Here is a 26,739-nt window from a genome sequence, read left to right on the forward strand (position 1 = left end):
ATGTACCGCAGAACCACCCTGGCCGCCCTGGCCACCCTCCCCAGCCTGATCACCACGCCACTTGCCAGCGCCGCCAGCCAGCCGCTGCTGCAGGCGCTCAAGCCCTCGCCGCGTTTGCCGGTGTTGTTTGTGGGGCATGGCAGCCCGATGAATGCGATTGAGGACAACGCCTGGCGGCGCAGCTGGCAGGCCATGGGAGCCGAGCTGCTGGCACGTGGCGTGCGGCCGCAGCTCATTCTGTGCATCTCGGCGCATTGGCTCACACCGGGCTGGCAGCTCACCGGCATGGCACAACCCAAGACGATCCACGACTTTGGTGGTTTTCCGCAAGCCCTGTTTGACCAGCAGTACCCGGCGCCCGGTGCGCCCGCGGTGGCGCGCAGCCTGGCCAGCACACTCAAGTCGCCGGCCACGGGCGCGGCGCTGGGGGTGGATACGCAGCAATGGGGTTTTGACCACGGCACCTGGTCGGTGCTCAAGCCCATGTTTCCCAAGGCGGGCATTCCCGTGCTGCAGCTCAGCATGGACTACAGCCGCGCGCCTTCGGAGCACTACGCATTGGGCCGGCAATTGCAGGCACTGCGCGAACGTGGCGTGCTGATTGTGGGCAGCGGCAACATCGTGCACAACCTGCGCGCCACGCGCCAGGAGGCCGCGGTGAACGAGGCCTACGACTGGGCGCAGGAATTCGATACGGTGGTGCAAAACCAGATCAAGAAGGGGCAGCTGGATGCGCTGCAAAACTTCTTGTCGCTCGGTGCAGTGGCCCAGCAGGCGCACCCCTCGCACGACCATTACCTGCCCTTGCTGTATGCGGCTGGTGCCGCCCGCGCCAGCGAGATGCCGCGCTTTTTCAACACGGGTTTCCAGTCCGCGTCCATCTCCATGCGCTCGGTGCTCTGGGGCTAACGAAGCGGGGCCTCAGCCCTTGCCCAGCGGCGGGCCGCCAAACAGGGCCGACGCGTTGCTGATGGGGCCCAGTTCGGCGGCCGTGGCCAGCAGGGGCTCGGCCAGCGCATGCATGCGCTCCAGCGTCAGCCGCAGCTTGGGGCCGGCAATGCTGATGACACCAATGACCTCCTTGCGTTGGTAGACCGGGGCGGCCATGGCCGTCATGCCGGGGGCAAACACCTCGTCGATCATGGCGTAGCCGCGCACGCGCGCGGCGTGCAGGTAGCCCAGCAGGGCTTTCACCGTGGTGGGCGCGCGCGGGCCGTAGTCCTCGGGCGTGCCAAAGCCTTGGCGGGACACCATTTCCATGGCGCGCTCATCACTCATGGTGAGCAGCCAGGCGTGGCCGGATGCGGTGCAAGAGAGGCGGGCGTCCATGCCCATGTCGGGGTCGTAACGCAGGCCCTTGCGCATGCCCTGCGATTTGGCCACCCAGGTCAGGCGCTCACCGTCCACCAGGGACAGGCGCACCAGTTCGCCTGAGGTCTGGGCCAGCCGGTCCAGCAGGGGCTCGGCAATGTCCACCATGCCCACGTTGCTGAGATAGCCCAAGCCCAGCGAGGCCAGTTTGGTGGTGAGCAGGTAGTCGCCATGCGCCCGTGCCTGGCGCACATAACCACGCTGCTGCAGGTCGGCCAGCAGGCGGTGGCAAGCGCTCAGGGGGATGTCCAGCTCGCCGGCCAGTTGCGCCAGCGGGTAGCCATCCGGGTGGGCGGCCATGTGTTCCAGGATCTGCAGTCCCCGGACCAAGGCGGTGCTCATGGAGGTTCCTTTTTATATGGAGAAACGATTTTCCAAGTTGGAAAGTATTTCTCGTCGACTCCAAATAATAGCGGCGAGAAGGCTGCAGATCACCAAACCTGCAGCCGCCACTCACCCCAACAACAGGAGACATCACCATGCAACACCCCTTTCCACGCCGCCTTGTGCTGGCACTTTGCCTGGGCCTGGCAGGCCTGGGCGCCCAGGCCCAGGACATCCAGGAGCGCACCATCAAGTTCGGCCACCTGAACAACGCCGGCCATCCCACCAGCCTGGGCGTGCGCAAGTTTGCCGAGATCGTTGCGGCCAAGAGTGGCGGCAAGATCAAGGTGCAGGAGTTCGCCGCTTCCGCGCTTGGCAACGAGCTGCAGCAACAGGCAGCGCTGCAAGGTGGCGTGCAGGAGATGCTGGTGGCATCGACCACCTCTTTAAACGGCATCGTCAAGGAATTTGGTCTGCTCGACTTTCCTTTCCTGTTTGCCAATGCCAAGCAAGCGGATGCCTTGGTAGATGGCCCGCTCGGTAAGGCACTGGCTGCCAAGTTGCCGGAGAAAGGTCTGCTCGTCCTGGGATTCTTCGATCTGGGCTTTCGCAATGTCACCAACAGCAAGCGACCGATCATGAAAGGGTCGGATCTGGAAGGCCTGAAGCTGCGCGTGATCCCGAACCCGGTGTTCCTGGAAACCTTCAAGACTTTCAAGGCCAACCCCGTGCCCATGGCCTTTGCCGAGCTGTATGGCGCGCTCGAAAGCAAAGCTGTGGATGGCCAGGAGAATCCTTTTGCCGTGATTGAGTCGAGCAAGCTCTATGAAGTCCAGAAGTACGTGAGCGGTACCAACCATGTTTACGCGACCAATCCCATTCAGATCAGCAAGCGTTTCTGGGATCGCCTCTCTGCGGTAGAGCAAAAGCTTATCCAAGACGCGGCCACCGAAGCCCAGAACTGGCAGCGCGTTGTCAGCCGCGAGGTTTCTAGCAAGGCCTTGGGCGAGCTGATGGCCAAGGGCATGGTCTACAACGACATTCCGCCCGCCGAACTGGCCCGCATGCGTGCCGATGTGCGCCCTGTGTACGACAAGTTCTCCGCTGCTTACGATCCTGCGACAGTGACCCTGTTCAAGGCCGAACTGGAACGGGTCTCGAAGCTGTGAGCTCCATGAAATTCCTTGTTCTGCACGGCCCCAACCTCAACCTGTTCGGGCGGCGTGAGCCCCATATCTACGGCACCACCACACTGGCCGAGATCAACCACAAGCTGCAGACCCTGGCTGCCGAGTTGGGGGTGGAGCTGGAGATCCTGCAGTCCAACCACGAGGGCACGTTGATCGACAAGCTGCACGAGCGCATCGACACGGTGCAGGGCGCATTGCTGAACCCGGCCGGGCTCACCCAGCACGGCGTGCCGCTGCACGATGCGATCAAAGCCATGCCCTTTCCGGTGCTGGAAATCCACATGTCCAACATCGCGGCGCGGGAGCCCTGGCGCTCACACTCCATCATCTCGCCGGCGGTGAAGGCCACGATCCAGGGGCTGGGCTGGCGCTCGTACACCATGGGGCTGCGCGCGCTGGTGGAGCTGGCGCAGGACGCCTAGGCAAAAAAAGGGCCAGCCCTTTGGGGGCTGGCCCTTTTTGTTTTTGGGGTGCGCCAGATTCAGCGCACCACCCTTACAGACAACACGCCAGCATCTGCAGGCAGCACTCGGCCAGGTCGCCGCAGCAGTCGCTTGCGGCAAAAGCCAGGGCCGAGGCCCCCATCAGCAGGGCGCCAGCGGAGAGTTTGAGAAATTTGGATCGCATGGTTTTTCCTAAAAAATGTAATTCACACAATAGGTGATGAGGGAACACCAGGTCTCAGTCAGGCGGACTCCAGATGGGGTGCACCGGGTCATCCGGCGCCCGGTCATGGCCTGAGCGGGCAAATACCACACCCGGTGTGAACGCAAAAGCCGGCGCACGCGCCATGCTGGCGGCAGGGGCCGTGCAGGCTTGGCACACCACCATGGCGGCGCAGCCGGGCATGTCGTGGCACATGGTTTCGCAGCAGTCGCCATGCAGGGGCATGGGGGCAGACCGGGCACCACTGCTGTAGGCGCTCAGGGCCAATGCCAAGCTCAACAGGGTGATCCAAAGGGTTCTGCGCATGGTGGAAATGTAACGTCTCAAAGGGTTTCTAGCGAATGTCGGGGACTTGCAGCCTCCTATACTCGCGAAATGAACCAGTCAGTACATTCCGCGGGAAGCACCACATCCCCAGCCAAGCCGGTGGCCGCGCCCTCGCGTACCAACGACCCGGCGCGCACCATGGCTGGCATCCTGGCGGTGGCGACCAAGGAGTTCGCGGCCAAGGGCTTGAGTGGCGCGCGCATCGACGCGATTGCCGAGGCCACGCACACCAGCAAACGCATGATTTATTACTACTACGGCAGCAAAGAGGGGCTGTACGTGGCGGTGCTGGAGGAGTCGTACCGGCGGATGCGCCAGATTGAGGGGCAGTTGCACCTGGAGGACATGGAGCCTGAGGCGGCGCTGCGCCGGCTGGTGGAGTTCACCTTCGACCGGCATGCGGATAACGAGGATTTCATCCGCCTGGTGATGAACGAAAACATTGAGCAGGGCAGCTACCTGGCACAGAGCAAGACCATTCAGCAGCTCAATGTGCCTGCCATCCAGGCGATTCGCCAGCTCTATGACCGGGGGGTGCAGCAGGGCGTCTTTCGCCCGGGGCTGGATCCGGTAGACATCCACGCGTCCATTTCGGCGCTGACGTTTTTCAACGTGTCCAATCGCCACACTTTCGGACTGATCTTCAAGGACAAGGCGCAGAACGCACAGTCCGACGCGCGCCGCACCAGCATCACCGAGATGGTGGTGCGCTTCGTGCGCAAGTAATCCGGCAGTCTTGGTATGGCTTGTGCGCAGGGAGGGCGTACAAGTCATTCACTTTCGGCATAACAGCTTTCCCGGCTATGCGCGATGGATCTAGGGAAAACCCGCATCTCATAAAACTAACTAGTTCGTACATTAACAAACGTACGAAATCTGGAGCGATGTGTGGTCAAGAAATTTATCAATGGGTACTGCAAGCTGCTGGGCTACCTGATTGCTGCCGCACTGGCGCTGATGGTGGTGCTGGTGTTTGGCAACGTGGTCATGCGCTACGCCTTTAACTCAGGCTTCACCCTGTCCGAAGAGCTGTCGCGCTGGTTGTTTGTGTGGGTCACGTTTATGGGCGCGGTGGTGGCTTTGCATGAAAAAGCCCACCTGGGCACTGACATGCTGGTGGGCCGCCTGGGCGCCACAGGCAAGAAGGTCTGCATGGCCTTGTCTCTGGTGTTGATGCTGTATTGCCTGTGGCTGGTGTTCAAAGGTTCGTATGACCAGTACCTCGTTAACAAGGACTCCACCAGCCCGGTGATGGAAGTGTCGATGGGTATTTTTTATGCGTCCGGCCTGGTGTTTGCCGTGTTGGGCGCGCCCATCGTGCTGATGGACTTGTGGCGCCTGTTGAGCGGCCAGGTCGATGACGCACACCTCGTATTGATTCAAGAGTCCGAGGAGGCCCCGCACGGTGGCGACTCGGGCCCCCATTCCCGCGCCTGATCCCGGAGCTGACTGACATGACGATTGCAATTTTTCTGGGCTCTTTGCTGGCGGCCATGGCCCTGGGTGTGCCGATCGCGTTTGCCTTGCTGCTGTGCGGCGCTGCGCTGATGTGGCAGATGAACATGTTTGATGCGCAGATCCTGGCGCAAAACGTGATTGAAGGCTCCAACAGCTTTCCGCTGCTGGCGGTGCCGTTTTTCATGCTGGCCGGCGAGATCATGAATGCGGGTGGCCTGTCGCGCCGTATCGTCAATTTCGCCATGGCGCTGGTGGGCCACATCAAGGGTGGCCTGGGTTATGTGACGATTGTGGCGGCCGTGATCATGGCGTCGCTCTCGGGCTCTGCGGTGGCCGATGCGGCTGCGCTGGCCGCACTGTTGTTGCCCATGATGGTAGCGGCGGGCCATGACCGCGCCCGCTCGGCCGGCCTGATTGCTTCGGCCGGCATCATCGCCCCCATCATTCCGCCCAGCATCGGCTTTGTGATTTTTGGCGTGGCGGCCAACGTGTCGATTTCCAAGCTGTTCATGGCCGGCATCTTCCCGGGCGTGTGGCTGGCTCTGTCGCTGGTGGTGACCTGGTGGTGGCTGGTGCGCAAGGAAACCATTGTTCCCCCGCCGCGCAAGAGTGCGGGTGAAGTGCTGGAGGCGATGCGCCTGGCCACCTGGGCGCTGGTGTTGCCCTTCATCATTGTCTTCGGCCTGAAGTTTGGGGTCTTTACCCCCACGGAGGCGGCGGTGGTGGCGGCGGTGTACTCGCTGTTTGTCTCGACGGTCATTTACCGGGAACTGAGTTTCAGCAAGCTGGTTCCCTTGTTTGTGGCGGCTGCCAAAACCAGTGCGGTGGTGATGTTCCTGGTGGCGGCGGCCATGGTGTCGGCCTGGATGATTACCGTGGCCAACCTGCCCGGCCAGGTGGTGGAGCTGCTGCAGCCCTTGCTGGACAGCCCGCGTTTGCTGATGCTGGCGATCATGATTCTGACAATTGTGGTGGGCACGGCACTGGATATGACGCCCACGATTCTGTTGCTGACACCGGTGCTGATGCCGGTAGTCAAAGCCGCAGGTATTGACCCGGTGTACTTCGGTGTGATGTTCATCATCAACAACGCGATTGGCCTGATCACCCCGCCCGTGGGCACCGTGCTGAACGCCGTGGCCGGTGTGGGCAAGGTGGGCATGGACGAAGTGACCAAAGGGGTGTTGCCTTTTATGTTTGCGCAGTTCGCCATCATGTTTTTGATGGTCGCCTTCCCGCAGCTGGTGATGGTGCCGGCCCGCTGGTTTTATTGATAGTTAACGGCAGCCGGGCGTGCTTGGGTACGCCACGTCCGGCAGGCTTTTTGTAATGCGTACAGCCGCTCTCGGTTCCCATAATTTCAGGAGACAAGTCATGAAACGTTTAGTCCTCAAAGCCATTGCCGCAGCCGCTGTCCTCGCCACTTTTGGCGTGGCCCAAGCACAAGAAATCCGTGAACACACGATCAAGTTCGCCACCCAAAACCCCAAGGGCCACCCCATGGTGCTGGGCATGGAGCGTTTTGCCGAAAACGTGAGCAAGAAGTCGGGCGGCAAGATCAAGGTCAACCTGTTCCCCGGCGGCGTGCTGGGCGGTGACCAGGCCAATGTGTCCGCCGTGCAGGGCGGTACGCTGGAAATGGTGGTGCTCAACACCGGCATCCTGGCCAGCGTGGCCAAAGAGCTGGCTATTTTTGACTTCCCCTTCCTGATCAGCTCTGCCCAAGAGGCCGATGCGCTGGTGGACGGCCCCGTGGGCAAGAAGCTGCACGCCAAGCTGGAAGAGCGCGGCATTGTGGGCCTGTCCTACTGGGAGCTGGGCTTTCGCAACATCACCAACAGCAAGCGCCCCATCCTCAAGGTGGAAGACATTGAAGGCCTGAAGCTGCGCGTGATCCCCAACCCCATCAACGTGGACTGGGTGAAGGCCCTGGGCGCCAACCCCACACCGCTGCCGTTCCCCGAGGTGTACGCCGCGCTGGAGCAAAAGGCAATTGACGGCCAGGAGAACCCCCTGACCGTGATCAACGCCAACAAGCTGTACGAAGTGCAAAAGTACGTCACGCTGACCAACCACCAGTACAACCCCCAGTCGGTGATCATCAGCAAGAAGTTTTGGGACACCCTGAACGCGGCCGAGAAGAAGGTGATTGACGAAGCCTCGGACGACGCGACCAAGTACCAGCGCGAGCAGTCTCGCGCCCAAGCCGCCGCTGCGGTGGATGGCCTCAAAAAAGGTGGCATGACGGTGAGCGAATTCACACCCGCCGAACTGACCAAGCTGCGCGACAAGATGAAGCCCGTGGTGGCCAAGTACAGCGCCAACGTGGGCGAAGCCACCGTGGCAGAAGTACAGGCCGAACTGGCCAAGATCCGCAAGTAAGCACCGTCCCCTGCGTGGCCTGGTGGCCGCGCAGGGCTGCTGATTCTTTTGTTTTCGAGGTTGTATGAAAGTCCTGATGCTGCACGGCATTAACCACAATATGTTCGGCAAGCGCGACCCCGCGCAGTACGGCACCATCACGCTGGACGAAATCAACGCCAGCCTGACTACGCTGGGCCGCGAGCTGGGTGCCGAGGTAGAGGCCTTTCAGACCAACAGCGAGAGCGCGATGTGCGAGCGTATCCACCAGGCGTTTACCGACGGTGTGGACGCGGTCCTCATCAACGCCGGCGCCTGGACGCACTACAGCTATGGCATCCGCGATGCCATTTCCATCCTGACCTGCCCGGTGGTGGAGCTGCACATGTCCAACATCCATGCGCGCGAAGAATTCCGCCACAAGTCGGTGTTTGCCGACATCGTCAAAGGCCAGATTGCCGGCTTTGGCGCGGACAGTTATTTGCTGGCCCTGCGTGCCGGTGTGAATGCAGCCCGGGCTGCCAAGGCCGCCCAGCCATGATCATCAACGGCAACACTGAAGTCATTGCCCACATTGGCTTCCCCACGCACGCCTTCAAGGCGCCCATGATTTACAACCCCTGGCTTGAAAAAGCCGGGGCCAATGTGGTGGTGGTGCCCATGGGCTGCCGAAGCCCCGACTACGCCACGTTTTTGCGCAGCGTGTTCACGCTCTCCAACATCCGTGGCGCACTGATCACCATGCCGCACAAGGTGCCCACCACGGAGCTGGTGGATGAGTTGTCCGCCACCGCTGCCATTGCCGGCGCCTGCAACGCCGTGCGCCTGGGCCCCAACGGGCAGCTGCAGGGCGACATGTTTGACGGCGCCGGTTTTGTGCGCGGTGTGCTGCGCAAGGGCCTGAAGCTGCAGGGCGCACGCGCCCTGGTGGTGGGCAGCGGCGGTGTGGGTTGTGCCATTGCGGCGTCCCTCGCCGCCGAAGGCCTGTCCGCACTGGCCGTGTTTGATGTGAACGCTGCCGCAGCCGACGGCCTGGCCGCCCGCCTGCGCCAGCACTACCCGCAGCTTGACGTCTTGACCGGTTCCACCGACCCCGTGGGTTTTGACTTGGTGGTGAACGCCACGCCTCTGGGCATGAACGAGGGCGACGCCATGCCGCTGGATGTGTCGCGCCTCTCGCCCAACACCTTTGTGGGTGAAGTGGTCATGAAGACCGAGACCACAGCTTTTCTGGCGGCGGCTATCGCGCGCGGCTGCAAGGTGCAGGTGGGCTCGGACATGCTGTTTGAGCAGATCCCCGCCTACCTGGAGTACTTCGGCCTGCCCAGCACCACGCCCGAGGAGCTGCGGGCCGTGGCCACGCTGCAGTACTAGTTTTTAAGCCAAATTGGCCTCTAAGCCCCGTAGATACTGCGCAAGCAGCTACTAAATCAGGAGCGAATTCGCACTTGAAACGTGGCTAAGGTGTGCGCACCAGCAGCCATTCGCGGCGGAACAGCCAGTCCTGCGGCTGCCACAGGTTGTCCAGCGTCACCTCGCCGCTTTTGTGGCGGCTCTTCACATGCCAGCGCTGGGCTACCAGCGTGCAATGTGGCAGGCAGCCGGGGGCCTCGTTCAGGTCTTCTTGCAGCCAGACTACAGCGTCGAACTCGGTCAGCAGTTGGTCCAGCCGCTCTTGGGCCGGCATGTCGGGGTACAGCGCACCCGTGTTCCGGCCTTCGGCGTCGTAGGGCGTGATGCGCGCGCCGGGCAGCACAAAGTGAAAACGCTCGTACTGGCCGGTAAACCCATTGGGCACCACCACGCGCTGACCGCGCATCTGCGCCTGCACCGTGGTGCTGTAGCCAGCGGCATCGGTAGAAAGGGGCGCCACCATCAGCGTGAAGCAGCCATAGACCGTCGCGCAGGCTAACAGGCAGGCGTTGCGTACCCAGGTTTTAGAAAAAAATCCGCCTGCAACCCCGACCAATCCTGCGCTAGCAGCTATTAAAGTCATAGCAACTTCCGCCGTGCTGGCAATCTCCATACTCCCCATCACCCAGCCAATGCGCGCCAGCATCACCAGCGCCGGGGCGCATACCAAGAGGGTGATCCAGAACCAGATACGGGGCAGCCGGTCCCACACCAGTGCCATGGCAATGGCCAGGGCTGGCATGGCTGGAATGACGTAGCGCGCCGAGCGCTGGCTGGGAATGGAAAACACCACCAACCACACCAGCAGCCAGGCCAGCAGCACCCACACCGCAGGCGTGAGTTGCGCATAACTCTGGCGGCGCACACCGCGCCACAGCACCAGCGCGCAAAAGCCCAGGGCCATGAAGGCCAGCAAGCCTGCGTTTTCGGGGTAGGCCAGCAGCTGGGTCCAAAGGGGGTAGGGGCCCGACAGCGCGGCTTGCCAATAGCCCATGGTGTTGGACATCTTGCCGGCGTTCTCGGCCACCACAAACTCTTGCCACACCGCCGCCGGGTCCGGGTCCAGCACAAACCACAGCGCAAAAATACCTACCCCCAGCAGCGTGCTCCAGGCCACCCCCGCGGTGGTGCGCAGTGTGGTGCGCCAGGCCCACGGCTCACTCAACAGCACCGCGCACCACAGCGCCGCCGCCGCAGGGGCTACCAGGGCAAACGATTTGTAGGCTGCGCCCAGGCCCATGGCCACACCACACAGGGTGTAGGCTAGCCAGCCCAGGGCCGGTGGCTGGTTCAGGGGGTTGTCACGGACACGTTGCCACAACACCCACCACATGGGTAGCGCTAGCCAAAAGGTCTCGGGGGCCGAGGTGAGGTAGACACGCCCGTAGCGGAAAGTAGAGAAGAACAGCAGGTACAAGGCCGCAGCCACGCAGGCCGCGCGCAGCTTGCCGGGCGCGGGCGCCATGCGGTGGGTGAAGAAGGCCAGCAGGGCGGTGGTGGCAAAGGTGTAGACGATGCTGGGCAGGCGCAGGGCAAACAGGCTCCAGCTTTGGCCCCAGTTGCCGGCCACCATGGCTTGCCAGATCAGCAGCGGCGGCTTGGTGTTGCGTGTGCCCAGTAGTTCGGACTGCAGTGGCAGCCAGTGGCCGCTCTCGGCCGTCATGCGGGCGATGTGGATGTAGACCATCTCGTCGCCATTGGTGGGCGCGTAGGGGCTGCCCAGGCCCAGCAGGTAGAGTGCTGATGCTATAAAAACAAGAGCTATCCACGCAATATCGGTGCGGGCTAGTGGCTCAAAATGCTTGAAACTTGGCCCCATAGGTGTCGCTCAATCTTTGGGGCGCTTGAAGGTCCAGCGGTCGTTGGCCAAAAAGTTGCTCACACTAGCCGCGATGATGGCGATGATATTGGCCACGCGGTAGTCCATGCTGCCCGAGAGCAGCAGCGTCAGCACATACTGCAGGCCACTGCCAAAGGCAGACGCCGTAACGTACTGCCCAAACTCCATGCCCAGCAGACGCAGGCTCACGGGTTGTATCTCATCCGCCTCCAGCGTTTTTACGCGATCAGCCCAGGTCCAGAGCCGGTTCCAGGTGAAGTTGTTGAGCGTGGCCAGTGCAATGGCCAGGGCCAGGGAGAGGTAGGGCTTTTTGTAGCCAGCTTCAATGGCGTTGAACAGGTATTCGTGGCCCAGATAGAGCACGGTCAGATTCACCACCACACCACTGGCGCCCACGATGCCGAATTTGATGAAGCGGTAACGCTCCAACAGGCCCAGCGCCCACAACACGGCGCGCTGCAATCCGTTCACGCCGCTCATACGCTAGCAGCCTCGGTGCGGGCTCGCAGGTAGGCCAGGGCTTGGTCCAGCACCGGGTCGGGCGCAATACGTTTGAGGCACTGGTTGTCGCCATCACAAAAGGTCAGGCGGTGGTTGTAGGCGGATAGGCAGGGGGAGCAGGCAATACCACTTTCCAGCACGATGTTGCGCGTGCCTAGCGGGCCGTACAGTTTGCCGGTTTCAGGTCCGAAAAACACCATGGTCTGGATGGGCGTGACCGTCGCAAAGTGGCCGGGGCCACCGTCGTTGGTGATGAGCAGCTCAGAGGCGTGGAACAGCATCAACAGTTCGCGGATGCTTTTGGTGTAACCCGTCAAATCCAGGCAGGCATCGCTGCCGACCTGGGCTTTCAAATCTTTGGCGAGTTGTGCGTCATCCTTCAAGCCGATCAATCCCACCGCAAAACCCGCGGCGCACAGACCCTGGGCCACCCGCGCGTAGTGGGCGGCAGGCCAGGCGCGTTCGGGCAGGATGCCGCCACCGGCGTACATCAGCACCAACGGACGCTCTGCGGTCACGGGGTGGTCGTTTTGCACCTTGGCGCGGTAGGCCTCCAGCTCGGTGGGGCTGAACTTGATCGACAGTTCGGTCTCTACCGGTACGGGGCGAATGGGCGCTGCTTTGTTGCGCGGTGCGCTGCCTGCAGACTCCAGCGCGTCTACCAGCGATAGAAACTGTTTGCTGATGTGCTGGTAGGGGTTGTAGGGAATCGCGTGGTTGATGAAGCTGCCGCGGTACAGGCCTTCTTGCGTATGCGGGGTAAAGCCCACGCGCACCGGCGCGCCAGTGCTGAAGGAGAGCAGGGCGCTCACGCGGGAGAACAGTTCACAGTCAATCACTGCGTCCAGACCGAGCTTGCGCATCTTCAGACTCACGGCCAGGATGTCGCGGACCAGCGAACCGCCGGAGCTGTCGTCCAGCGTGTGCATGTTCTCCACCTGTGTCAGCGACAGCAGTTTGGAGACTTCCTGGTTTTTTTTGAGCTGCAGGATGTGGATGGCAGCGTGGGGATACTGGCGGCGCAGCGCGGCAAACATGGGGCCGGCCAGCACGATGCTGCCCATCTCCGATAGCAGGATCACCAGAATATTCTTGGCGCGGGTGTCGATGGTGGCGGGAGCACTCCACAGTGCGGTGAAGCGAACCCACGTCGAGACCGCACCACACAGCACTTGGCCAACCCAGCGGTCTATGAATCGTTGTGTTTGGAGTTTCATCGGGTTGGCATTGTGCCAGCGGCGCAGGCTTGGCGCCGCTGGCGTGGGTCTGTTTTACAGACCGGCGGCTGCGCGCAGGGCGGCAGTCTTGTCGGTGCGTTCCCAGGTGAACTCGGGCTCTTCGCGGCCAAAGTGACCGTAGGCTGCGGTCTTTTCGTAGATCGGGCGCAGCAGGTCCAGCATCTGGATGATGCCCTTGGGACGCAGGTCAAACACCTCGGCGACGATGGCCGACAGTTTGTCATCGGGGATCACACCGGTGCCCTCGGTGTAGACCGTGATGTTCATGGGTTTGGCCACACCAATCGCGTAGGCCACTTGCACCTGGCACTGCTTGGCCAAACCAGCCGCCACCACGTTCTTGGCCACGTAGCGCGCGGCGTAGGCAGCGGAACGGTCCACCTTGGACGGATCCTTGCCGGAGAATGCACCACCGCCGTGGGGGCAAGCGCCGCCGTAGGTGTCCACAATGATCTTGCGGCCGGTCAAACCGCAGTCACCCTGAGGGCCACCTACCACAAAACGGCCGGTGGGGTTGATCAGGTACTTGGTGTTCTGCAGCCATTCCTTGGGCAGCACAGGCTTGATGATCTCTTCGATGATGGCTTCGGTGAACGAGGCCTTCATGCTGTGCTGGGTTTCGCTCTGGTCAGGGCTGTGCTGGGTGGACAGCACCACGGTGTCAATGCTGTGGGGCTTACCGTCCACATAACGCATGGTCACCTGACTTTTGGCGTCGGGACGTAGAAAGGGCAGGCGGCCGTCCTTGCGCAACTGGGCCTGGCGCTCCATCAGGCGGTGCGCGTAGTAGATAGGCGCGGGCATCAGCTCGGGCGTTTCGTCACAGGCGTAGCCGAACATCAGGCCCTGGTCACCGGCGCCGGTGTTCAGGTGGTCGTCGGACGCGTGGTCCACGCCCTGGGCGATGTCGTTGGATTGCTTGTCGTAAGCGACTAGTACAGCGCAGCCCTTGTAGTCAATGCCGTACTCGGTGTTGTCGTAACCAATGCGTTTGATGGTGTCGCGCGCCACTTGGATGTAGTCCACATGGGCGTTGGTGGTGATTTCACCGGCCAGCACGACCAGACCGGTGTTGGTCAGGGTTTCGGCGGCCACGCGGGACTTGGGATCCTGTTTAAAAATCGCGTCCAGGATTGCATCGGAAATCTGGTCGGCGACTTTGTCGGGGTGGCCTTCAGACACAGACTCGGAGGTAAAGAGAAAATCGTTCGCCATAACTAGGTCTCCAAAATAAACATCAAGTCGCGTTGCTTGGGCTTTGGAGCTTACAGCGAACGCTTTAGCAGATTCGTCAAAATTTTGACAAGGCACAATGGCGGACCTTGGGAGGCAAACCAGTGTGTGTCGCCCTGCAAGTAGTTCTATAACTCAGCGACACTGCCGATTTTAGCCCACCCATGTTCCTGGTTTTCAAATTGCTTTCCCATCTGCCTTTGTGGCTATTGCACGGCGTGGGCTGGGGGCTGGGGTGGTTGGCCTTTTTGTTGTCGCCTACCTATCGGCTGCGCTTCATCGCCAATGCGCACCAAGCGGGCTTGAGCGCGGCACAGCGGCGCGCAGCGGTGGGTCAATCAGGGATGCTGGTGGCCGAGTTGCCCCGCTTGTGGTTGGGGCCACCGGTGCCTGTGCAGTGGCAGGGGCGTGACCATGTGGAGACTGCGCTGCAAGATGGCCGTGGTGTAGTGTTTTTAACCCCCCACCTCGGTTGTTTTGAGATCACGGCCCAGGCCTATGCCCAGGCCTTCGGCCAGCGGGGTCGGCCCATGACGGTGTTGTTCCGGCCGCCGCGACAGGCGTGGCTTGCGCCCTTGGTAACGCAAAGCCGGGCTAGGCCTGGCATGCAAACCGCGCCCACCACCCTGGCCGGAGTCAAGCAAATGCTCAAGGCCCTCAAAGCCGGCCATTGCGTCGGTTTGTTGCCGGACCAGGTGCCGCCCCAGTCGCAGGGTGTATGGGCGCCGTTTTTTGGCAAGGATGCCTACACCATGACCTTGTCAGCCCGTTTGGCGACACAAAGTGGTGCCGCCGTGTTGCTGGCCTGGGGGGAACGCCTGCCTTGGGGGCGCGGCTATACCGTGCATGTGCAGCCCCTGGGCGTGCCATTGCCCGACGACCTGCCCCAGGCTGCGGGCACGATCAACGCTGCGATGGAGGCGCTGATTTGCCAGTGCCCCACGCAGTACCTCTGGGGCTATGCCCGGTACAAGGTGCCGCGCGCGCTCCCTTGACCGCAGGCCCGGGCACATGATGAGTCGCTGGATGCTGAAACTCCTGGTGGTACTGGCCGTACTGCCTTTGCCCCTGTTGCGTGCGGTGGGGTGGGGCCTGGGCGCCTCGCTCTACCTGCTGGTGCCCTCGCGCCGGCGCGTGGTGCAGACCAACCTGTCCCTGTGCTTTCCCCACTGGGACGCGGCCACGCGCAGGCGGCAGTGTTTCCTGACCTTTGTGCACTTCGCCCAGTCCTGGCTGGACCGGGGCTGGCTCTGGCATGCGCCACCATCGGTGGTGCAATCGCGCCTGCAGTTGGGTGGGGCGCTGGATGCACTCGCTGGCGATACCCCCACCATCCTGTTTGCGCCGCATTTCATGGGGCTGGATGCCGCCTGGACGGCCCTGACGCAGCAGGTGCCGCGCCGTTTTTCCACGATTTATTCGCCCCAAGTCAATGCCACGGTGGATGCCTGGGTGCTGGCCGGGCGGCAGCGTTTTGGCCAGCCCGAGATGGTGGCGCGCCTGGACGGGGCCAAGCCCATCGTCGCAGCGGTGCGCCGCGGCGAACCGCTGTACCTCTTGCCGGACATGAACTTCGACCCGTCCGAGTCGCTGTTCGTGCCCTTTTACGGCGTGCCAGCTGCAACCGTCCCCTCACTGTCGCGGTTTGCGAAGTTGGGGCGTGCCCAGGTCGTTCCGGTGGTCACGCGCATCACGCCACAGGGCTACACCATCGAGGTATTGCCACCTTGGCAAGACTTCCCAACAGTGGATTTGGAGGCGGATACCCAGCGCATGAACCGGGAGTTGCAGTCCTACATCGACACCATGCCAGCCCAGTACTACTGGGTGCACAAACGCTTCAAAGACCGACCGAACGGCGAGGCCCCGCCTTACTGAGCTTCTGGGGCAGTGTCTGCCGATGGTGCACTGGCGGCGCCTTTGGGGTGGGCCCAGGTCCAGAGCAGCTTGGCCACCTCTTCAATCCCCTGGCGCTTGGGTGCGGAAAACAGCATTACCTCCCCACCGCCCGCTTGCAGCTTGGTAATGGACAAAATTTTGGCCTGTTCGCTGCGGGTGAGTTTGTCGGCTTTGGTCAGGATGATCAGAAACTTCAGCCCTTCCTGCACCCGGGGACGGATCACATCGAGCAGGATTTCGTCGAGCTCTGTCATGCCATGGCGTGGGTCGCACATCAGCACAATGGCGTGCAGGTTTTTGCGCGTGACCAGGTAGTTGGCCATGACCTGTTGCCAGCGGATCTTGTCTTGTTTGGGCACCGCAGCGTAGCCATAACCCGGCAAATCCGTCAGCACCGCATCGGTCTGGCCTTGTCTGCCCAGTGCAAACAGGTTGATGTGCTGCGTGCGGCCTGGTTTTTTGGAGGCAAAAGCGAGTTGTTTTTGCTGCGTCAGGATGTTGATGCAGGTGGATTTGCCCGCGTTGGAGCGGCCGACAAAGGCGATTTCCGGTACATCCAGCTCGGGCAAAAAATGCAATTGGGGCGCAGTCGTGAGAAAGCGGGCGGTGTGTAGCCAGCCCATGGCCACCGTTTCCGCGGATTTCTCTGCGGTGGGGGCGGGGGGATTGGTGGCGCTTGTGGCGCGTGGGTTTGGTGTGTTGGTCATTGAATGTGAAGGTAAACCCAGTGCCGCATTGTAGAATGGCGCTGTTTTGCTCACCAGACACGACATTCCTATGAAGTTGATTGCACACCTGCTCCTTGTGGCCTCATTCGCGGCTTTCTCTGCGCCTTCTTTCGCAGAAGACGCCAAGCCCGAGGTTGCCAAAGCCGCCAAACCAGACTTGGTGAAGGGCGAGGCCAGCTACACCGCAGTGTGCGCCGCCTGCCACGGTGCGGACGGCAATGCCGGATCTCCGGCCTACCCCAAACTGTCGCAACAGCACCCCGAATATCTGGTCAAGCAGCTACAAGAGTTCAAGGCTGACAAGCGCAACAACCCGGTCATGAAGGGTTTTGCCTCCGCGTTGACAGATGCGGACATGAAAAACATTTCCTACTGGTTGACATCACAGAAAGCCAAGACCGGTTTTGCCAAAGACAAGGCCTTGGTGTCGCTGGGTGAGCGCATTTACCGCGGCGGTATTGCCGATCGCCAGGTGCCTGCCTGCGCGGGTTGCCACAGCCCCAATGGCGCCGGTATTCCTTCCCAGTACCCCCGCCTGAGCGGTCAACATGCGGATTACTCTGTGGCCCAGTTGGTGGCTTTCCGCGATGGCGTGCGCAAAAACAGCCTGCAGATGAGCCAAGTGGCCAGCAAAATGAACGACCGCGAAATCAAGGCTGTGGCGGATTACATCGCCGGCCTGCGCTAAGCCCTATTGTTCGGGGGATAGGTTCTGAGGAACCAATCACCCCGAGACCACCCTAACAGGCGGGTCCATCCCATGATGGCCTGCCTTTTTTTTTGAATTTCTACGGCCTCTCATGACAGTTTCCACCCAGGGTCTTGCGTTGAATTCGGGTTCGCGTGCTTGGCGCTCTGCGGTCGAGTTGTTGTCGTCCATGCGCTTTTCCATTTCGCTGCTCACGGTGATTTGTATTGCCTCGGTCATCGGCACCGTGCTCAAACAACACGAGCCCCTGAACAACTATGTGAACCAGTTCGGGCCCTTCTGGACCGAGGTGTTTGGTCTGGTCAGTTTGTACAGCGTGTACAGCGCGTGGTGGTTCCTGCTGATTCTGGCGTTTCTGGTGACCAGCACCTCTTTGTGTGTGGTCCGCAACACGCCCAAAATCTTGGCCGACCTCAAGTCGTACAAAGAAAATATTCGGGAACAAAGCCTGCAGGCGTTTGGACAGCGTGCACAGATGGTGCTGGCGGAGTCGGCAGAGCCTGCCGCCCACCGTGTTGGCAACTTACTGGTTAGCGGCGGCTGGCGGGTCAAGCTGCAGCGCCGTGAAACGCCGCAAGGCACCGGATGGATGGTTGCGGCCAAGGCCGGTGCCGCGAACAAGTTGGGGTATATCGCGGCCCACAGCGCGATCGTGTTGGTCTGTCTGGGCGGGCTGCTCGACGGTGATTTGATCGTGCGCGCGCAAATGCTGTTCAATGGCAAACAGGTCTACAAAGGCGGTGGTTTGATCGCAGATGTGCCGCAGCAGCACCGTCTGGGCGAGCGCAATCCGACGTTCCGTGGCAACCTGCTGGTGGCGGAAGGAACGCAGTCCAGCACGGCCATCCTGAACCAGTCAGACGGAGTCTTGCTCCAGGACTTGCCTTTTGCCATCGAACTCAAAAAATTCATCGTGGAGTACTACTCCACGGGTATGCCCAAGTTGTTTGCCAGCGATATCGTGATCCACGACAAGGCGACGGGTGAACGGATTGAGGCGCGCACCGAAGTCAACCATCCCGTGAAATACCGGGGCATCGAGATTTTTCAAAGCAGCTTTGACGATGGCGGCTCCAGCCTGCGCCTGCGTGCCCAATCCCTCACGGGGCGCACGCAGCCGTTTGATCTGGAAGGCATTGTGGGCGGTAGTTCGCAATTGACCAACGAGGCGGGCGCACCGGGCGACCAACTGACGGTGGAATACACCGGCCTGCGGGTGATCAACGTGGAAAACTTTGGTGGCAACCCTGCGGAGGGTATTGATGTGCGCAAGGTGGATTTGCGCGACGCCATGAACGCACAAATGGGCGCGGCCAACAAAACCAAAGAGCAAAAAAACCTGCGCAACGTGGGCCCCAGCGTGACCTACAAGCTGCGGGATGGTGCAGGGCAGGCGCGGGAGTACCACAACTACATGCTGCCCGTGGACATGGGGGAGGGGGTACCCGTGTTCCTGCTGGGCATGCGGGAGACACCGGCCGACACCTTCCGCTACATCCGGGTGCCCGCGGATGAAAAAGGCTCCATGGACGACTTTATGCGTTTGAGCCAGGCCCTGGCAAATCCGGCGCTGCGTGACAAAGCCGTGCAGCGCTACGCCGCCAAGGCCGTGGACGGCAAACGCCCGGAACTATCTGCGCAACTCAGTGCCTCGGCGGCGCGCGCCCTGGCTTTGTTTGCGGGTGTGCCGGTGGGCGGGCAGACGCCGGCGGTGGCAGGGCTGCAGGCCATTTCCGATTTCATTGAGGCCAACGTGCCCGAAGCTGAACGCAGCAAGGCGGGCGAAGTGCTGGTGCGTATTCTGAATGGGGTGCTGTTTGAACTGGAGCAGGTGGCGCGCGAGCAAGCGGGCATGCCGGCTTTTGCACCCGATGCCCGTGGCCAGGCCTTTATGACGCAGGCGGTGTTGGCGCTGAGCGACGTGCCCCTGTACCCGGCGCCTCTGGTGCTGACCTTGGCAGATTTCACACAGGTGCAAGCCAGTGTGTTTCAGGTCGCACGTGCCCCGGGTAAAACGGTGGTCTACCTGGGTTGCGCCTTGCTGATTCTGGGTGTGTTTGCCATGCTCTATGTACGGGAACGCCGCGTTTGGGTATGGTTGTCGCCTGGCCAGGGCAGCAACACATCCCAAGCCACCCTGGCGTTTTCAACGAACCGCAAGACCCTGGACAGCGACAAAGAATTTGAGCACCTCAAGGCGCGCTTGTTGGCGTGGAAGGAATAAGAGATATGAACGCAGTTTCCGGTACCCGTAACGAAACTTTGGCTCAGGCATCGGCTGACGCCCTCAGCCTGAACGTAGGTTATTTTGCCCGCCGCACTTGGTTTGACTGGTTGTTTGCAGTGTTGGTGATTGCTGGTGGGTTATTTGCCTTTATGCGTTACGCCGACAGCATGGACGTGTACGAAAAAGGCATTCTGTTGGCGGCCATTCCGTCTGTTATCTGGCTGGCCTGGTTCTGGCGCCCCTTGCAGGTGCTGATGCTGGTGGTGGCCGGTTTGTCCCTGGCGGCGGTGTTTTCCTACCAGGGGTCGCTAGACCGGGCCGAGACCGTGTTCTGGCTCAAGTACTTCTTGTCCAGCCAGTCGGCCATTCTGTGGATGAGCATGCTGTTTTTCATGGCCACCGTGTTTTACTGGGTGGGTGTGTTTGCCAAGGGCCGTGCCGATGGCATTGAGCTGGTGGCGTCGCGTTTGGTGTGGGTGGCCATCACCATGGCGCTGACTGGCACCATGGTGCGCTGGTACGAGAGTTATTTGTTGGGGGCCGACATTGGCCACATTCCAGTCAGCAATCTGTACGAAGTGTTTGTGCTGTTCTGCTGGATGACCGCGGCCTTCTACCTCTACTTCGAAGCCCAGTACCAGACCCGCTCCCTGGGGGCGTTTGTGATGCTGGTGATCAGCGCCGCCGTGGGTTTTTTGCTTTGGTACACCGTGGTGCGCCAAGCGCATGAGATTCAGCCTTTGGTGCCCGCGCTCAAGAGCTGGTGGATGAAACTGCATGTGCCGGCCAACTTCATTGGGTATGGCACTTTTGCGCTGGCGGCCATGGTGGCCTTTGCCTATCTGATCAAACAGCAAGCCACCGAAACCCGTTGGTACAAGCTGGCTCCTCTGTGGCTCTTGGGCATTGTGTTGTGTTTTGAGCCTCTGGTGTTCCGCCGTTCGGCCAGCGGTGGCATGAGTGACTACTGGGCGGTGTACTTTGGTGTGTCTGCCTTGGTGGTCGCGGGCATTTTGCTGGGGCGCAAGCAGATCGCTGTCAAGCTGCCCAGTTTTGAAATCCTGGACGACGTGATGTACAAGTCCATCGCCGTGGGTTTTGCCTTCTTCACCATCGCCACTGTGCTGGGGGCGCTGTGGGCGGCCGAGGCCTGGGGTGGCTACTGGAGTTGGGATCCGAAGGAGACCTGGGCGTTGATCGTTTGGCTCAACTACGCGGCCTGGCTGCACATGCGCCTAATGAAAGGCCTGCGTGGCACCGTGGCGGCCTGGTGGGCCTTGGCGGGCTTGGCGGTGACGACCTTTGCCTTTATTGGGGTCAATATGTTCCTCAGTGGACTGCACAGCTACGGAACTTTGTAAGAGAAAGCACTGTCGGACGACTAACGACCACACTAGGAGTCCCCATGCTGATCAAAACCCCGAGCTCCGGCTTTCACCACCCTGTTGCCAGCGAGATCACCTCACGCGGGGTGTACGAAGAGCGCCGCCGCATGCTCAAACACTTGGCCACGGGTGTGGCCGGGGTCGGTATGGCTCAATGGGCCGCCCGCGAGGCGATGGCGCAAAGCGCGGTATGGGGCGCTGCGCCCGGCAAGTTGGCCGCATTGCCATCGAAAGCCTCTGCCGTAGCAGGGGCCATGGCGATGGAGAAGGTAACCCCCTACAAGGACGCCAGCACTTACAACAACTACTACGAGTTTGGCACCGACAAAGCGGACCCCGCGGTCAACGCCCACACGCTGAAGACCTCACCCTGGTCGGTCGAGGTAGAGGGGCTGGTCAAGAAGCCCGGGCGTTTTGCGCTGGAAGACTTGCTCAAGCTCAGCCCCATGGAAGAGCGTATCTACCGCCTGCGCTGTGTGGAGGGCTGGTCCATGGTGATTCCCTGGGTGGGTTACTCGCTGGCCGAACTGATCAAGAAGGTGGAGCCGCTGGGGAGCGCCAAGTACGTGGAATTCGTGACCCTTGCCGACCCCAAGACCATGCCCTTTGTGGGTTCGCGCGTGCTGGATTGGCCCTACACCGAAGGCCTGCGTTTGGATGAGGCCATGCACCCGTTGACCCTGTTGAGTTTTGGTATGTACGGTGAAGTGTTGCCCAAGCAGAATGGTGCACCGGTGCGGTTGGTGGTGCCATGGAAGTATGGCTTCAAGAGTGGCAAGAGCATCGTGAAGATCCGCTTCACCGAAAAACAGCCGGGCACGGCCTGGAACAAGGCGGCGGCCAACGAGTATGGCTTTTACTCCAACGTGAACCCGAATGTGGACCACCCGCGCTGGAGCCAGGCGACGGAGCGACGCATTGGTGAAGATGGCCTGTTTGCCAAGAAACGCAAGACCCTGATGTTCAACGGTTACGAGGCCCAGGTGGGGCAGTTGTACGCCGGTATGGACCTGAAAAAGTTCTACTGACCCAATGGCAACCGTGAATGCCTGCTTGGCCCACCGCGCGGCCAAACCGGCGGTGTTTGTTGTGGCTGCCTTGCCCTTGTGCTGGTTGGTCTTCGCTGCGTTTGCGGATCGCTTGGGCGCCAATCCTGCCGAGGCCTTGGTGCGGGCCACGGGGGACTGGACGCTGCGCATGTTGTGTGTGGTGCTGGCGGTGACACCCTTGCGCACGATGGCGGGTTGGCCTGCGCTGGCCCGGCTGCGGCGCATGCTGGGGTTGTGGACGTTCGCCTACGCGGCCTTGCACCTGCTGGCCTATAGCTGGTTTGACATGGGGTTTGACGTGGGCGATATCGCCAAGGACATTGCCAAGCGGCCCTTCATCCTGGTGGGCTTCACTGCCCTGCTGCTGCTGCTGGCGCTGGCCGCCACGTCGTTTAACCGTGTGATCAAGGCCATGGGCGCCAAACGTTGGCAAGCGCTGCACCGGGCGGTGTACCTGGTGGCCGCGCTGGCACTGCTGCATTTCTTCTGGATGCGGGCCGGCAAAAACAACTTCACCGAGGTGGCGGTCTACGCACTCATCATTGCCATCCTGCTGGGTTGGCGTTTGCGCCGGTTTATCAATAAAAACAAGGTATAGCTCGCATGGATATTGCGCAAGCAGCTCCTATTTTGATAGTAAATCAGAGCAGCAACTCACCACGCAACTGGTCTGCCAGGCTGTCGCGTTGGCGAATCAGGTGGGCCTGTGTGCCATCCACCAGAACCTCGGCGGCCTTGGGGCGGGAGTTGTAGTTGCTGGACATGCTCATGCAGTAGGCTCCCGCTGACAGCACGGCCAGGCGGTCGCCGGCCTGCACCTGCAGACTGCGGTCGTGGCCTATCCAGTCACCGCTCTCGCACACGGGGCCCACCACGTCGTAGACCGTGCTGTCCTGCACGGTGGCCGTGGCCTGCAGCGGTACGATACGGTGAAAGGCCTGGTACATGGCAGGCCGCGGTAGGTCGTTCATCGCGGCGTCCACGATGCAGAAGTTCTTTTGTTCGCCGGGCTTGAGGTACAGCACCTCGGTCACGCACAGGCCGGCATTGCCCACCAGCGAGCGCCCGGGCTCGATCATCAGCTTGCGCTGGCCAAAGCCGCGCGCATCCAGCTTGGCCAGGAGCTTGGCCCACAGCGCGTCGGCTGCGGGCGGGGTGTCGTCGTTGTAGTTGATGCCCAGGCCGCCACCAAAGTCGATGTGTTCGATGGGGATACCTGCCGCCTCGATGGATTCGACCAAGTCCAGCATGCGGTCCATGGCGTCCAGGTAGGGCGTTTCTTCGGTGATCTGCGAGCCGATGTGGCAGTCAATACCCACCACCTGCAGGCCGGGCAGGGCGGTTGCGTGCTGGTAGGTGGCCAAGGTGCGTTCGTGTGCAATGCCAAACTTGTTGCCCTTGAGTCCGGTGGAGATGTAGGGGTGGGTCTTGGGGTCCACATTGGGGTTCACGCGGATGCTGATGGGCGCCTTGCGGCCGGCCGCCATGGCGACCTGGTTGAGCACCTCGATCTCGGCCTCGCTTTCCACGTTGAAGCAGCCAATGCCTGCGAGCAGCGCCTCGTGCATTTCTGCGCGGGTCTTGCCTACCCCCGAGAAAATGATCTTGCGGGCATCACCACCAGCGGCCAGCACGCGGGCCATTTCACCACCCGAGACGATGTCAAAGCCGCAGCCGGCCTTGGCAAACAGCTGCAAAACAGCCAGCGAGGAATTGGCTTTCATCGCGTAGCAGATTTGCGCGTTGCGGCCGGCAAAACCCTTTTGGTAGGCCGCCAGCGCCGCCAACATGGCGGCTTTGGAATACACAAACAGGGGGGTGCCGTGTTGTGCCGCGAGTGCGTCAACGGTGCAGTCCTCTACATGGAGTTGCCCTTGGGCGTAATGAACGAAAGGGTGGCCGGGCAGTGTGGAGGAGTTCATGGGGCGGTGTTTGAGGAGGGGGCGTCGGCGGGCGTCGTGGGGGAGATGGCAGGCGTTGCCGAGGGGCTGCGGGTGGTGGGTTTGGCAGGCAAATACAGCGAGCCAGTCTGGCCGCAGGCGGCCACAGTGAGCACACTGAGGGCAAGGGCAAGAGGTCTGACTAGAATTTGGGCTGCTTTCAACATAACGAAATTGTAATGACCGACCAAGAATTCATGGATCGCGCAGAGGCGCTGCTGCAAGCGGTGGAGGTGTGCTGCGACCGGATCAACGATGACTCGGACGCCGACATTGACAACCAGCGGGTGGGTGGCATGGTGACTTTGACCTTTGCCAACCGCAGCCAGATCATCATCAACCTGCAAAAACCGCTGCACGAGGTTTGGATGGCGGCCAAGTCGGGCGGCTACCACTACCGCTGGGTGGATGGGCAATGGCAAGACACCAAGGGGCAAGGCGAGTTTTTTGCCGCCTTGACTGCCAATGCCAGCCAGCAGGCTGGCATGGCACTGCCATTCCGTGCCTGATTATTGGGTGAAGAGGTCGAGGATTTTCTTCTTCTCCTCGGCCGCAGGCATCGGAATGGTTTCGGCCTCGGGCGCATCCCCCAAGCCCAAGGACGAGATGCCTGCGCCTTTGGCGAATTCATCGTAGTACCACTCGCCGCCGACATACACCACGCCTTCGGGGGCGCTCACTTCGGCCACGGGCACATTCTTGAGCACGGTTTCCATGAAGCTGATCCACACCGGCAGGCTGAGCCCGCCCCCGGTTTCACGGTCGCCCAGTTTGCGTGGGGTGTCGTAGCCAATCCAGGTGACCGCGGCCAACGTGGGTTGGTAGCCGGCAAACCAGGCGTCCATGGAGTCGTTGGTGGTACCGGTTTTGCCATACAGGTCGGGGCGTTTGAGTGTTGCCTGCGCACGAGCGGCGGTGCCTGAGCGGGTCACCTCCTGTAGCAGGCTGGACATGATGAAGGCGTTGCGCGGTTCGATGGCGCGCTCGCTTTCCTCCAGCACCGGGGCCGAGGACTCCACCAGTACTTTGCCGCGTTGCTCGCTGACCTTGGAGATGACCCAGGGATTGACGCGGTAGCCTCCATTGGCAAACACGGAATAACCGGTTGCCATTTGCATGGGGGTGACCGTGCCCGCGCCCAGGGCCATGGTGAGGTACGCGGGGTGTTTTTCCGCTTCAAAGCCGAACTTGGTGACCCACTGCTGGGCGTATTCGGTCCCGACCGATTGCAGCACCCGAATCGAAATCATGTTCTTGGATTTGGCCAAGCCACGGCGCAAGGTCATGGGGCCTTCAAAGGTGCCATCGTAGTTTTTGGGCTCCCAGGGTTGCCCGCCTGTGACGCCAGCGCTGAAGAACAGGGGCGCATCGTTGACCACGGTGGCGGGTGTGAATCCCTTTTCCAGTGCTGCGGAGTAAATGAACGGTTTGAAGCTGGAGCCCGGTTGGCGCAATGCCTGTGTGACGTGGTTGAACTTGTTTTTGGCAAAGTCAAAGCCGCCTACCAAGGCCTTGATGGAGCCATCCCGTGGGTCTAGGGCGATAAAGGCTCCTTCGACTTCTGGCAGCTGCGTCATTTCCCATGTGCCTTTGCTGGTCTTGGCGACACGAATCACCGCGCCGCGGCGGATCTTGATGTTGGGCGGCGCCTTTTCCGACAGGCCCGATTGGGCGGGCTTAAGCCCATCCCCGGTGATTTCCACAATCTCGGCATTCTGGCGAATCGCTTTGATGAGTTTGGGCGTGGCTTCGAGCACCACGGCGGACATGACATCGCCATTGTCCGGGTGTTCGTCCAGTGCATCATCAAGGGCGTCTTCGAGTTCCTGGGCATTGCTGGGCAGGGTGACAAACTTTTCCGGCCCTCGGTACACCTGCCGCCGTTCGAAGTCCATGATGCCCCGGCGCAGGGCTTTGTAGGCCGCCATTTGGTCTTGGGTGCGCAGGGTAGTCTGGACATCCAAGCCACGGGTATAGGTTTCGTCGCCGTACTGTGCAAAGACCAACTGGCGCACCATTTCTGCCACATATTCGGCGTGGATGGGGTTGGCTGCTGCGTTGTTTTTGATCTTCAGCGGCTCCGCTTTGGCAGCTTCAGCTTGTTCTTCGGTGATGAAGTTGTTCTCCAGCATCCGGTCAATGATGTGGAGCTGGCGCGAGCGGGCGCGTTTGGGGTTGACGATAGGGTTGTAGGCCGAAGGCGCCTTGGGCAGACCGGCCAGCATGGCGGCCTCGGCCACTGTGATGTCTTTGAGCGGTTTGCCAAAGTAGGTTTCGGAGGCGGCTGCAAAGCCATACGCCCGGTTGCCGAGGTAGATCTGGTTCATGTAGATTTCCAGAATCTGGTCTTTGCTGAGGAAGTGCTCCAGCTTGAACGTCAGCAGAATTTCGTAAATCTTGCGGGTGAAGGTTTTTTCGGAAGACAGATAGACATTGCGCGCCACTTGCATGGTGATGGTGGATGCCCCCTGGCTTTTGACGCGGCCGACGTTGGCGAGTCCCGCGCGAATCACACCCACATAGTCCACGCCACCGTGTTCATAGAAGCGGGCATCTTCGATGGCCAAGATGGCGTGGGTCATGACTTTGGGAATGTCTTTGATGGGGGTGAGGTTGCGACGCTCTTCTCCAAATTCGCCAATCAGATCGCCATCAGCCGAGAACACGCGCAAAGGCAGCTTGGGGCGGTAGTCCGACAGGTCGGAGATATCCGGCAAGTTGGGAAATGCCATGGCCAACGCCAATGCGACCATGGCCAGTACAGAGAACAGGCCCGCCAAACCCAGGCCCACCAGCCAGAGGAGGAGGCGCAGTGCCCAGTGCATGGGTGCGGACGAGGTCGAGGATTCGGGTTTGGATGCGGACATACGGGGTGGGAGC

At 61.2% G+C, this 26,739-nt stretch carries 28 protein-coding genes; 17 read left to right on the forward strand and 11 right to left on the reverse strand.

Going from position 1 to position 26,739, the window contains the following annotated elements:
• On the forward strand, positions 1-909 hold the full coding sequence (gene ygiD, locus AC097A_RS14825; protein WP_479621442.1) for a 4,5-DOPA-extradiol-dioxygenase: 909 nt from the start codon (positions 1-3) through the stop codon (positions 907-909).
• 12 nt (positions 910-921) lie between these two features.
• Here the strand turns inward: ygiD and AC097A_RS14830 are convergent, their stop codons facing one another.
• The gene (locus AC097A_RS14830; protein WP_479621443.1) at positions 922-1,713 is read right to left on the reverse strand and encodes an IclR family transcriptional regulator; all 792 of its coding nucleotides are present in this window, start codon (positions 1,711-1,713) and stop codon (positions 922-924) included.
• Between the two features lie 137 nt (positions 1,714-1,850).
• Here AC097A_RS14830 and AC097A_RS14835 point away from each other — a divergent pair, with 137 nt between their 5' ends.
• Both AC097A_RS14835 and AC097A_RS14840 read left to right on the forward strand, forming a co-directional pair.
• Positions 1,851-2,864: a TRAP transporter substrate-binding protein gene (locus AC097A_RS14835; RefSeq protein ID WP_105262248.1), complete on the forward strand. Its 1,014-nt coding sequence runs from the start codon at positions 1,851-1,853 to the stop codon at positions 2,862-2,864.
• Between the two features lie 5 nt (positions 2,865-2,869).
• Positions 2,870-3,307 (forward strand): type II 3-dehydroquinate dehydratase, encoded by a 438-nt coding sequence (locus tag AC097A_RS14840; protein WP_479621444.1) that lies wholly within the window; start codon positions 2,870-2,872, stop codon positions 3,305-3,307.
• Between the two features lie 73 nt (positions 3,308-3,380).
• On the opposite strand, the gene AC097A_RS14845 is transcribed toward AC097A_RS14840, so the two are convergent.
• Both AC097A_RS14845 and AC097A_RS14850 read right to left on the reverse strand, forming a co-directional pair.
• Positions 3,381-3,512 carry a hypothetical protein gene (locus tag AC097A_RS14845; RefSeq protein WP_479621445.1) on the reverse strand — a complete coding sequence of 44 codons (132 nt, stop codon included), beginning with the start codon at positions 3,510-3,512 and terminating at the stop codon, positions 3,381-3,383.
• 54 nt (positions 3,513-3,566) lie between these two features.
• Positions 3,567-3,857, reverse strand: a complete 291-nt coding sequence (locus AC097A_RS14850; protein ID WP_479621446.1) for a hypothetical protein — start codon at positions 3,855-3,857, stop codon at positions 3,567-3,569.
• A gap of 69 nt (positions 3,858-3,926) precedes the next feature.
• Here AC097A_RS14850 and AC097A_RS14855 point away from each other — a divergent pair, with 69 nt between their 5' ends.
• From AC097A_RS14855 to AC097A_RS14880, 6 genes are all read left to right on the forward strand, one after another.
• Positions 3,927-4,604, forward strand: coding sequence for a TetR/AcrR family transcriptional regulator (locus AC097A_RS14855; RefSeq protein WP_479621447.1), 678 nt, complete (start codon positions 3,927-3,929; stop codon positions 4,602-4,604).
• Positions 4,605-4,766: 162 nt separating this feature from the next.
• On the forward strand, positions 4,767-5,315 hold the full coding sequence (locus AC097A_RS14860; RefSeq protein ID WP_315473758.1) for a TRAP transporter small permease subunit: 549 nt from the start codon (positions 4,767-4,769) through the stop codon (positions 5,313-5,315).
• Between the two features lie 17 nt (positions 5,316-5,332).
• Positions 5,333-6,610 carry a TRAP transporter large permease subunit gene (locus AC097A_RS14865; RefSeq protein WP_479621448.1) on the forward strand — a complete coding sequence of 426 codons (1,278 nt, stop codon included), beginning with the start codon at positions 5,333-5,335 and terminating at the stop codon, positions 6,608-6,610.
• 100 nt (positions 6,611-6,710) lie between these two features.
• Positions 6,711-7,718 (forward strand): DctP family TRAP transporter solute-binding subunit, encoded by a 1,008-nt coding sequence (locus AC097A_RS14870; RefSeq protein ID WP_315473756.1) that lies wholly within the window; start codon positions 6,711-6,713, stop codon positions 7,716-7,718.
• A gap of 64 nt (positions 7,719-7,782) precedes the next feature.
• Positions 7,783-8,238, forward strand: coding sequence for a type II 3-dehydroquinate dehydratase (gene aroQ, locus AC097A_RS14875; RefSeq protein WP_479621449.1), 456 nt, complete (start codon positions 7,783-7,785; stop codon positions 8,236-8,238).
• Positions 8,238-9,071, forward strand: coding sequence for a shikimate dehydrogenase family protein (locus AC097A_RS14880; RefSeq protein WP_479621602.1), 834 nt, complete (start codon positions 8,238-8,240; stop codon positions 9,069-9,071). The genes aroQ and AC097A_RS14880 overlap by 1 nt, the downstream gene beginning before the upstream one ends.
• Before the next feature lie 85 nt (positions 9,072-9,156).
• Here AC097A_RS14880 and AC097A_RS14885 read toward each other — a convergent pair whose 3' ends face one another.
• From AC097A_RS14885 to metK, 4 genes are read right to left on the reverse strand one after another with little or no spacing between them, the layout of a single operon-like run.
• A complete protein-coding gene (locus AC097A_RS14885) occupies positions 9,157-10,929 on the reverse strand; it encodes an ArnT family glycosyltransferase (RefSeq protein ID WP_479621450.1) in 1,773 nt (590 codons plus the stop codon).
• A 9-nt stretch (positions 10,930-10,938) separates the two neighbouring features.
• The gene (locus AC097A_RS14890) at positions 10,939-11,430 is read right to left on the reverse strand and encodes a GtrA family protein (protein ID WP_315480833.1); all 492 of its coding nucleotides are present in this window, start codon (positions 11,428-11,430) and stop codon (positions 10,939-10,941) included.
• Positions 11,427-12,668, reverse strand: coding sequence for a glycosyltransferase family 9 protein (locus AC097A_RS14895; RefSeq protein ID WP_479621451.1), 1,242 nt, complete (start codon positions 12,666-12,668; stop codon positions 11,427-11,429). The genes AC097A_RS14890 and AC097A_RS14895 overlap by 4 nt, the downstream gene beginning before the upstream one ends.
• Before the next feature lie 54 nt (positions 12,669-12,722).
• Positions 12,723-13,904 (reverse strand): methionine adenosyltransferase, encoded by a 1,182-nt coding sequence (gene metK, locus AC097A_RS14900; protein ID WP_315495406.1) that lies wholly within the window; start codon positions 13,902-13,904, stop codon positions 12,723-12,725.
• A gap of 182 nt (positions 13,905-14,086) precedes the next feature.
• Here metK and AC097A_RS14905 point away from each other — a divergent pair, with 182 nt between their 5' ends.
• A complete protein-coding gene (locus AC097A_RS14905; RefSeq protein ID WP_479621452.1) occupies positions 14,087-14,917 on the forward strand; it encodes a lysophospholipid acyltransferase family protein in 831 nt (276 codons plus the stop codon).
• A gap of 31 nt (positions 14,918-14,948) precedes the next feature.
• Positions 14,949-15,800, forward strand: coding sequence for an LpxL/LpxP family acyltransferase (locus AC097A_RS14910; RefSeq protein ID WP_479621453.1), 852 nt, complete (start codon positions 14,949-14,951; stop codon positions 15,798-15,800).
• Here the strand turns inward: AC097A_RS14910 and yihA are convergent.
• The gene (gene yihA / locus AC097A_RS14915; RefSeq protein WP_479621454.1) at positions 15,794-16,528 is read right to left on the reverse strand and encodes a ribosome biogenesis GTP-binding protein YihA/YsxC; all 735 of its coding nucleotides are present in this window, start codon (positions 16,526-16,528) and stop codon (positions 15,794-15,796) included. The genes AC097A_RS14910 and yihA overlap by 7 nt on opposite strands.
• Before the next feature lie 70 nt (positions 16,529-16,598).
• Here yihA and AC097A_RS14920 point away from each other — a divergent pair, with 70 nt between their 5' ends.
• The 5 genes from AC097A_RS14920 (at position 16,599) to AC097A_RS14940 (ending at position 22,517) form a co-directional block, all read left to right on the forward strand.
• Entirely contained in the window at positions 16,599-17,237 is a 639-nt protein-coding gene (locus AC097A_RS14920) for a c-type cytochrome (RefSeq protein WP_315473750.1), read from the forward strand.
• A gap of 112 nt (positions 17,238-17,349) precedes the next feature.
• Entirely contained in the window at positions 17,350-19,482 is a 2,133-nt protein-coding gene (locus AC097A_RS14925) for a cytochrome c biogenesis protein ResB (RefSeq protein ID WP_479621455.1), read from the forward strand.
• Positions 19,483-19,487: 5 nt separating this feature from the next.
• A complete protein-coding gene (gene ccsB, locus AC097A_RS14930) occupies positions 19,488-20,846 on the forward strand; it encodes a c-type cytochrome biogenesis protein CcsB (protein WP_479621456.1) in 1,359 nt (452 codons plus the stop codon).
• A gap of 44 nt (positions 20,847-20,890) precedes the next feature.
• Positions 20,891-21,898: a protein-methionine-sulfoxide reductase catalytic subunit MsrP gene (msrP, locus tag AC097A_RS14935; protein WP_479621457.1), complete on the forward strand. Its 1,008-nt coding sequence runs from the start codon at positions 20,891-20,893 to the stop codon at positions 21,896-21,898.
• A gap of 4 nt (positions 21,899-21,902) precedes the next feature.
• The gene (locus AC097A_RS14940) at positions 21,903-22,517 is read left to right on the forward strand and encodes a protein-methionine-sulfoxide reductase heme-binding subunit MsrQ (protein ID WP_479621458.1); all 615 of its coding nucleotides are present in this window, start codon (positions 21,903-21,905) and stop codon (positions 22,515-22,517) included.
• Between the two features lie 43 nt (positions 22,518-22,560).
• Here the strand turns inward: AC097A_RS14940 and lysA are convergent, their stop codons facing one another.
• Both lysA and lptM read right to left on the reverse strand, forming a co-directional pair.
• Positions 22,561-23,841: a diaminopimelate decarboxylase gene (gene lysA, locus AC097A_RS14945; RefSeq protein WP_479621459.1), complete on the reverse strand. Its 1,281-nt coding sequence runs from the start codon at positions 23,839-23,841 to the stop codon at positions 22,561-22,563.
• Positions 23,838-24,026 carry an LPS translocon maturation chaperone LptM gene (gene lptM / locus AC097A_RS14950; RefSeq protein WP_479621460.1) on the reverse strand — a complete coding sequence of 63 codons (189 nt, stop codon included), beginning with the start codon at positions 24,024-24,026 and terminating at the stop codon, positions 23,838-23,840. The genes lysA and lptM overlap by 4 nt, the downstream gene beginning before the upstream one ends.
• Positions 24,027-24,038: 12 nt before the next feature.
• Here lptM and cyaY point away from each other — a divergent pair, with 12 nt between their 5' ends.
• Positions 24,039-24,368: an iron donor protein CyaY gene (gene cyaY, locus AC097A_RS14955; protein WP_479621461.1), complete on the forward strand. Its 330-nt coding sequence runs from the start codon at positions 24,039-24,041 to the stop codon at positions 24,366-24,368.
• Here cyaY and AC097A_RS14960 read toward each other — a convergent pair whose 3' ends face one another.
• The gene (locus AC097A_RS14960) at positions 24,369-26,726 is read right to left on the reverse strand and encodes a penicillin-binding protein 1A (RefSeq protein ID WP_479621462.1); all 2,358 of its coding nucleotides are present in this window, start codon (positions 26,724-26,726) and stop codon (positions 24,369-24,371) included.
• Between the last annotated feature and the right edge of the window lie 13 nt (positions 26,727-26,739).

The organism is Rhodoferax sp. XS2R6 (assembly GCF_056521365.1).

Coding starts and splice junctions, on each gene's coding strand:
- AC097A_RS14920 (WP_315473750.1), top strand. CDS start 16,599: ATGAAGTTGATTGCACACCTGCTCCTTGTGGCCTCATTCGCGGCTTTC.
- cyaY (WP_479621461.1), top strand. CDS start 24,039: ATGACCGACCAAGAATTCATGGATCGCGCAGAGGCGCTGCTGCAAGCG.
- yihA (WP_479621454.1), bottom strand. CDS start 16,528: ATGACCAACACACCAAACCCACGCGCCACAAGCGCCACCAATCCCCCC.
- AC097A_RS14895 (WP_479621451.1), bottom strand. CDS start 12,668: ATGAAACTCCAAACACAACGATTCATAGACCGCTGGGTTGGCCAAGTG.
- AC097A_RS14925 (WP_479621455.1), top strand. CDS start 17,350: ATGACAGTTTCCACCCAGGGTCTTGCGTTGAATTCGGGTTCGCGTGCT.
- AC097A_RS14940 (WP_479621458.1), top strand. CDS start 21,903: ATGGCAACCGTGAATGCCTGCTTGGCCCACCGCGCGGCCAAACCGGCG.
- ygiD (WP_479621442.1), top strand. CDS start 1: ATGTACCGCAGAACCACCCTGGCCGCCCTGGCCACCCTCCCCAGCCTG.
- AC097A_RS14830 (WP_479621443.1), bottom strand. CDS start 1,713: ATGAGCACCGCCTTGGTCCGGGGACTGCAGATCCTGGAACACATGGCC.
- AC097A_RS14845 (WP_479621445.1), bottom strand. CDS start 3,512: ATGCGATCCAAATTTCTCAAACTCTCCGCTGGCGCCCTGCTGATGGGG.
- AC097A_RS14855 (WP_479621447.1), top strand. CDS start 3,927: ATGAACCAGTCAGTACATTCCGCGGGAAGCACCACATCCCCAGCCAAG.
- AC097A_RS14960 (WP_479621462.1), bottom strand. CDS start 26,726: ATGTCCGCATCCAAACCCGAATCCTCGACCTCGTCCGCACCCATGCAC.
- aroQ (WP_479621449.1), top strand. CDS start 7,783: ATGAAAGTCCTGATGCTGCACGGCATTAACCACAATATGTTCGGCAAG.
- AC097A_RS14840 (WP_479621444.1), top strand. CDS start 2,870: ATGAAATTCCTTGTTCTGCACGGCCCCAACCTCAACCTGTTCGGGCGG.
- AC097A_RS14890 (WP_315480833.1), bottom strand. CDS start 11,430: ATGAGCGGCGTGAACGGATTGCAGCGCGCCGTGTTGTGGGCGCTGGGC.
- AC097A_RS14885 (WP_479621450.1), bottom strand. CDS start 10,929: ATGGGGCCAAGTTTCAAGCATTTTGAGCCACTAGCCCGCACCGATATT.
- msrP (WP_479621457.1), top strand. CDS start 20,891: ATGCTGATCAAAACCCCGAGCTCCGGCTTTCACCACCCTGTTGCCAGC.
- AC097A_RS14865 (WP_479621448.1), top strand. CDS start 5,333: ATGACGATTGCAATTTTTCTGGGCTCTTTGCTGGCGGCCATGGCCCTG.
- ccsB (WP_479621456.1), top strand. CDS start 19,488: ATGAACGCAGTTTCCGGTACCCGTAACGAAACTTTGGCTCAGGCATCG.
- AC097A_RS14905 (WP_479621452.1), top strand. CDS start 14,087: ATGTTCCTGGTTTTCAAATTGCTTTCCCATCTGCCTTTGTGGCTATTG.
- metK (WP_315495406.1), bottom strand. CDS start 13,904: ATGGCGAACGATTTTCTCTTTACCTCCGAGTCTGTGTCTGAAGGCCAC.
- AC097A_RS14870 (WP_315473756.1), top strand. CDS start 6,711: ATGAAACGTTTAGTCCTCAAAGCCATTGCCGCAGCCGCTGTCCTCGCC.
- lptM (WP_479621460.1), bottom strand. CDS start 24,026: ATGTTGAAAGCAGCCCAAATTCTAGTCAGACCTCTTGCCCTTGCCCTC.
- lysA (WP_479621459.1), bottom strand. CDS start 23,841: ATGAACTCCTCCACACTGCCCGGCCACCCTTTCGTTCATTACGCCCAA.
- AC097A_RS14910 (WP_479621453.1), top strand. CDS start 14,949: ATGCTGAAACTCCTGGTGGTACTGGCCGTACTGCCTTTGCCCCTGTTG.
- AC097A_RS14835 (WP_105262248.1), top strand. CDS start 1,851: ATGCAACACCCCTTTCCACGCCGCCTTGTGCTGGCACTTTGCCTGGGC.
- AC097A_RS14850 (WP_479621446.1), bottom strand. CDS start 3,857: ATGCGCAGAACCCTTTGGATCACCCTGTTGAGCTTGGCATTGGCCCTG.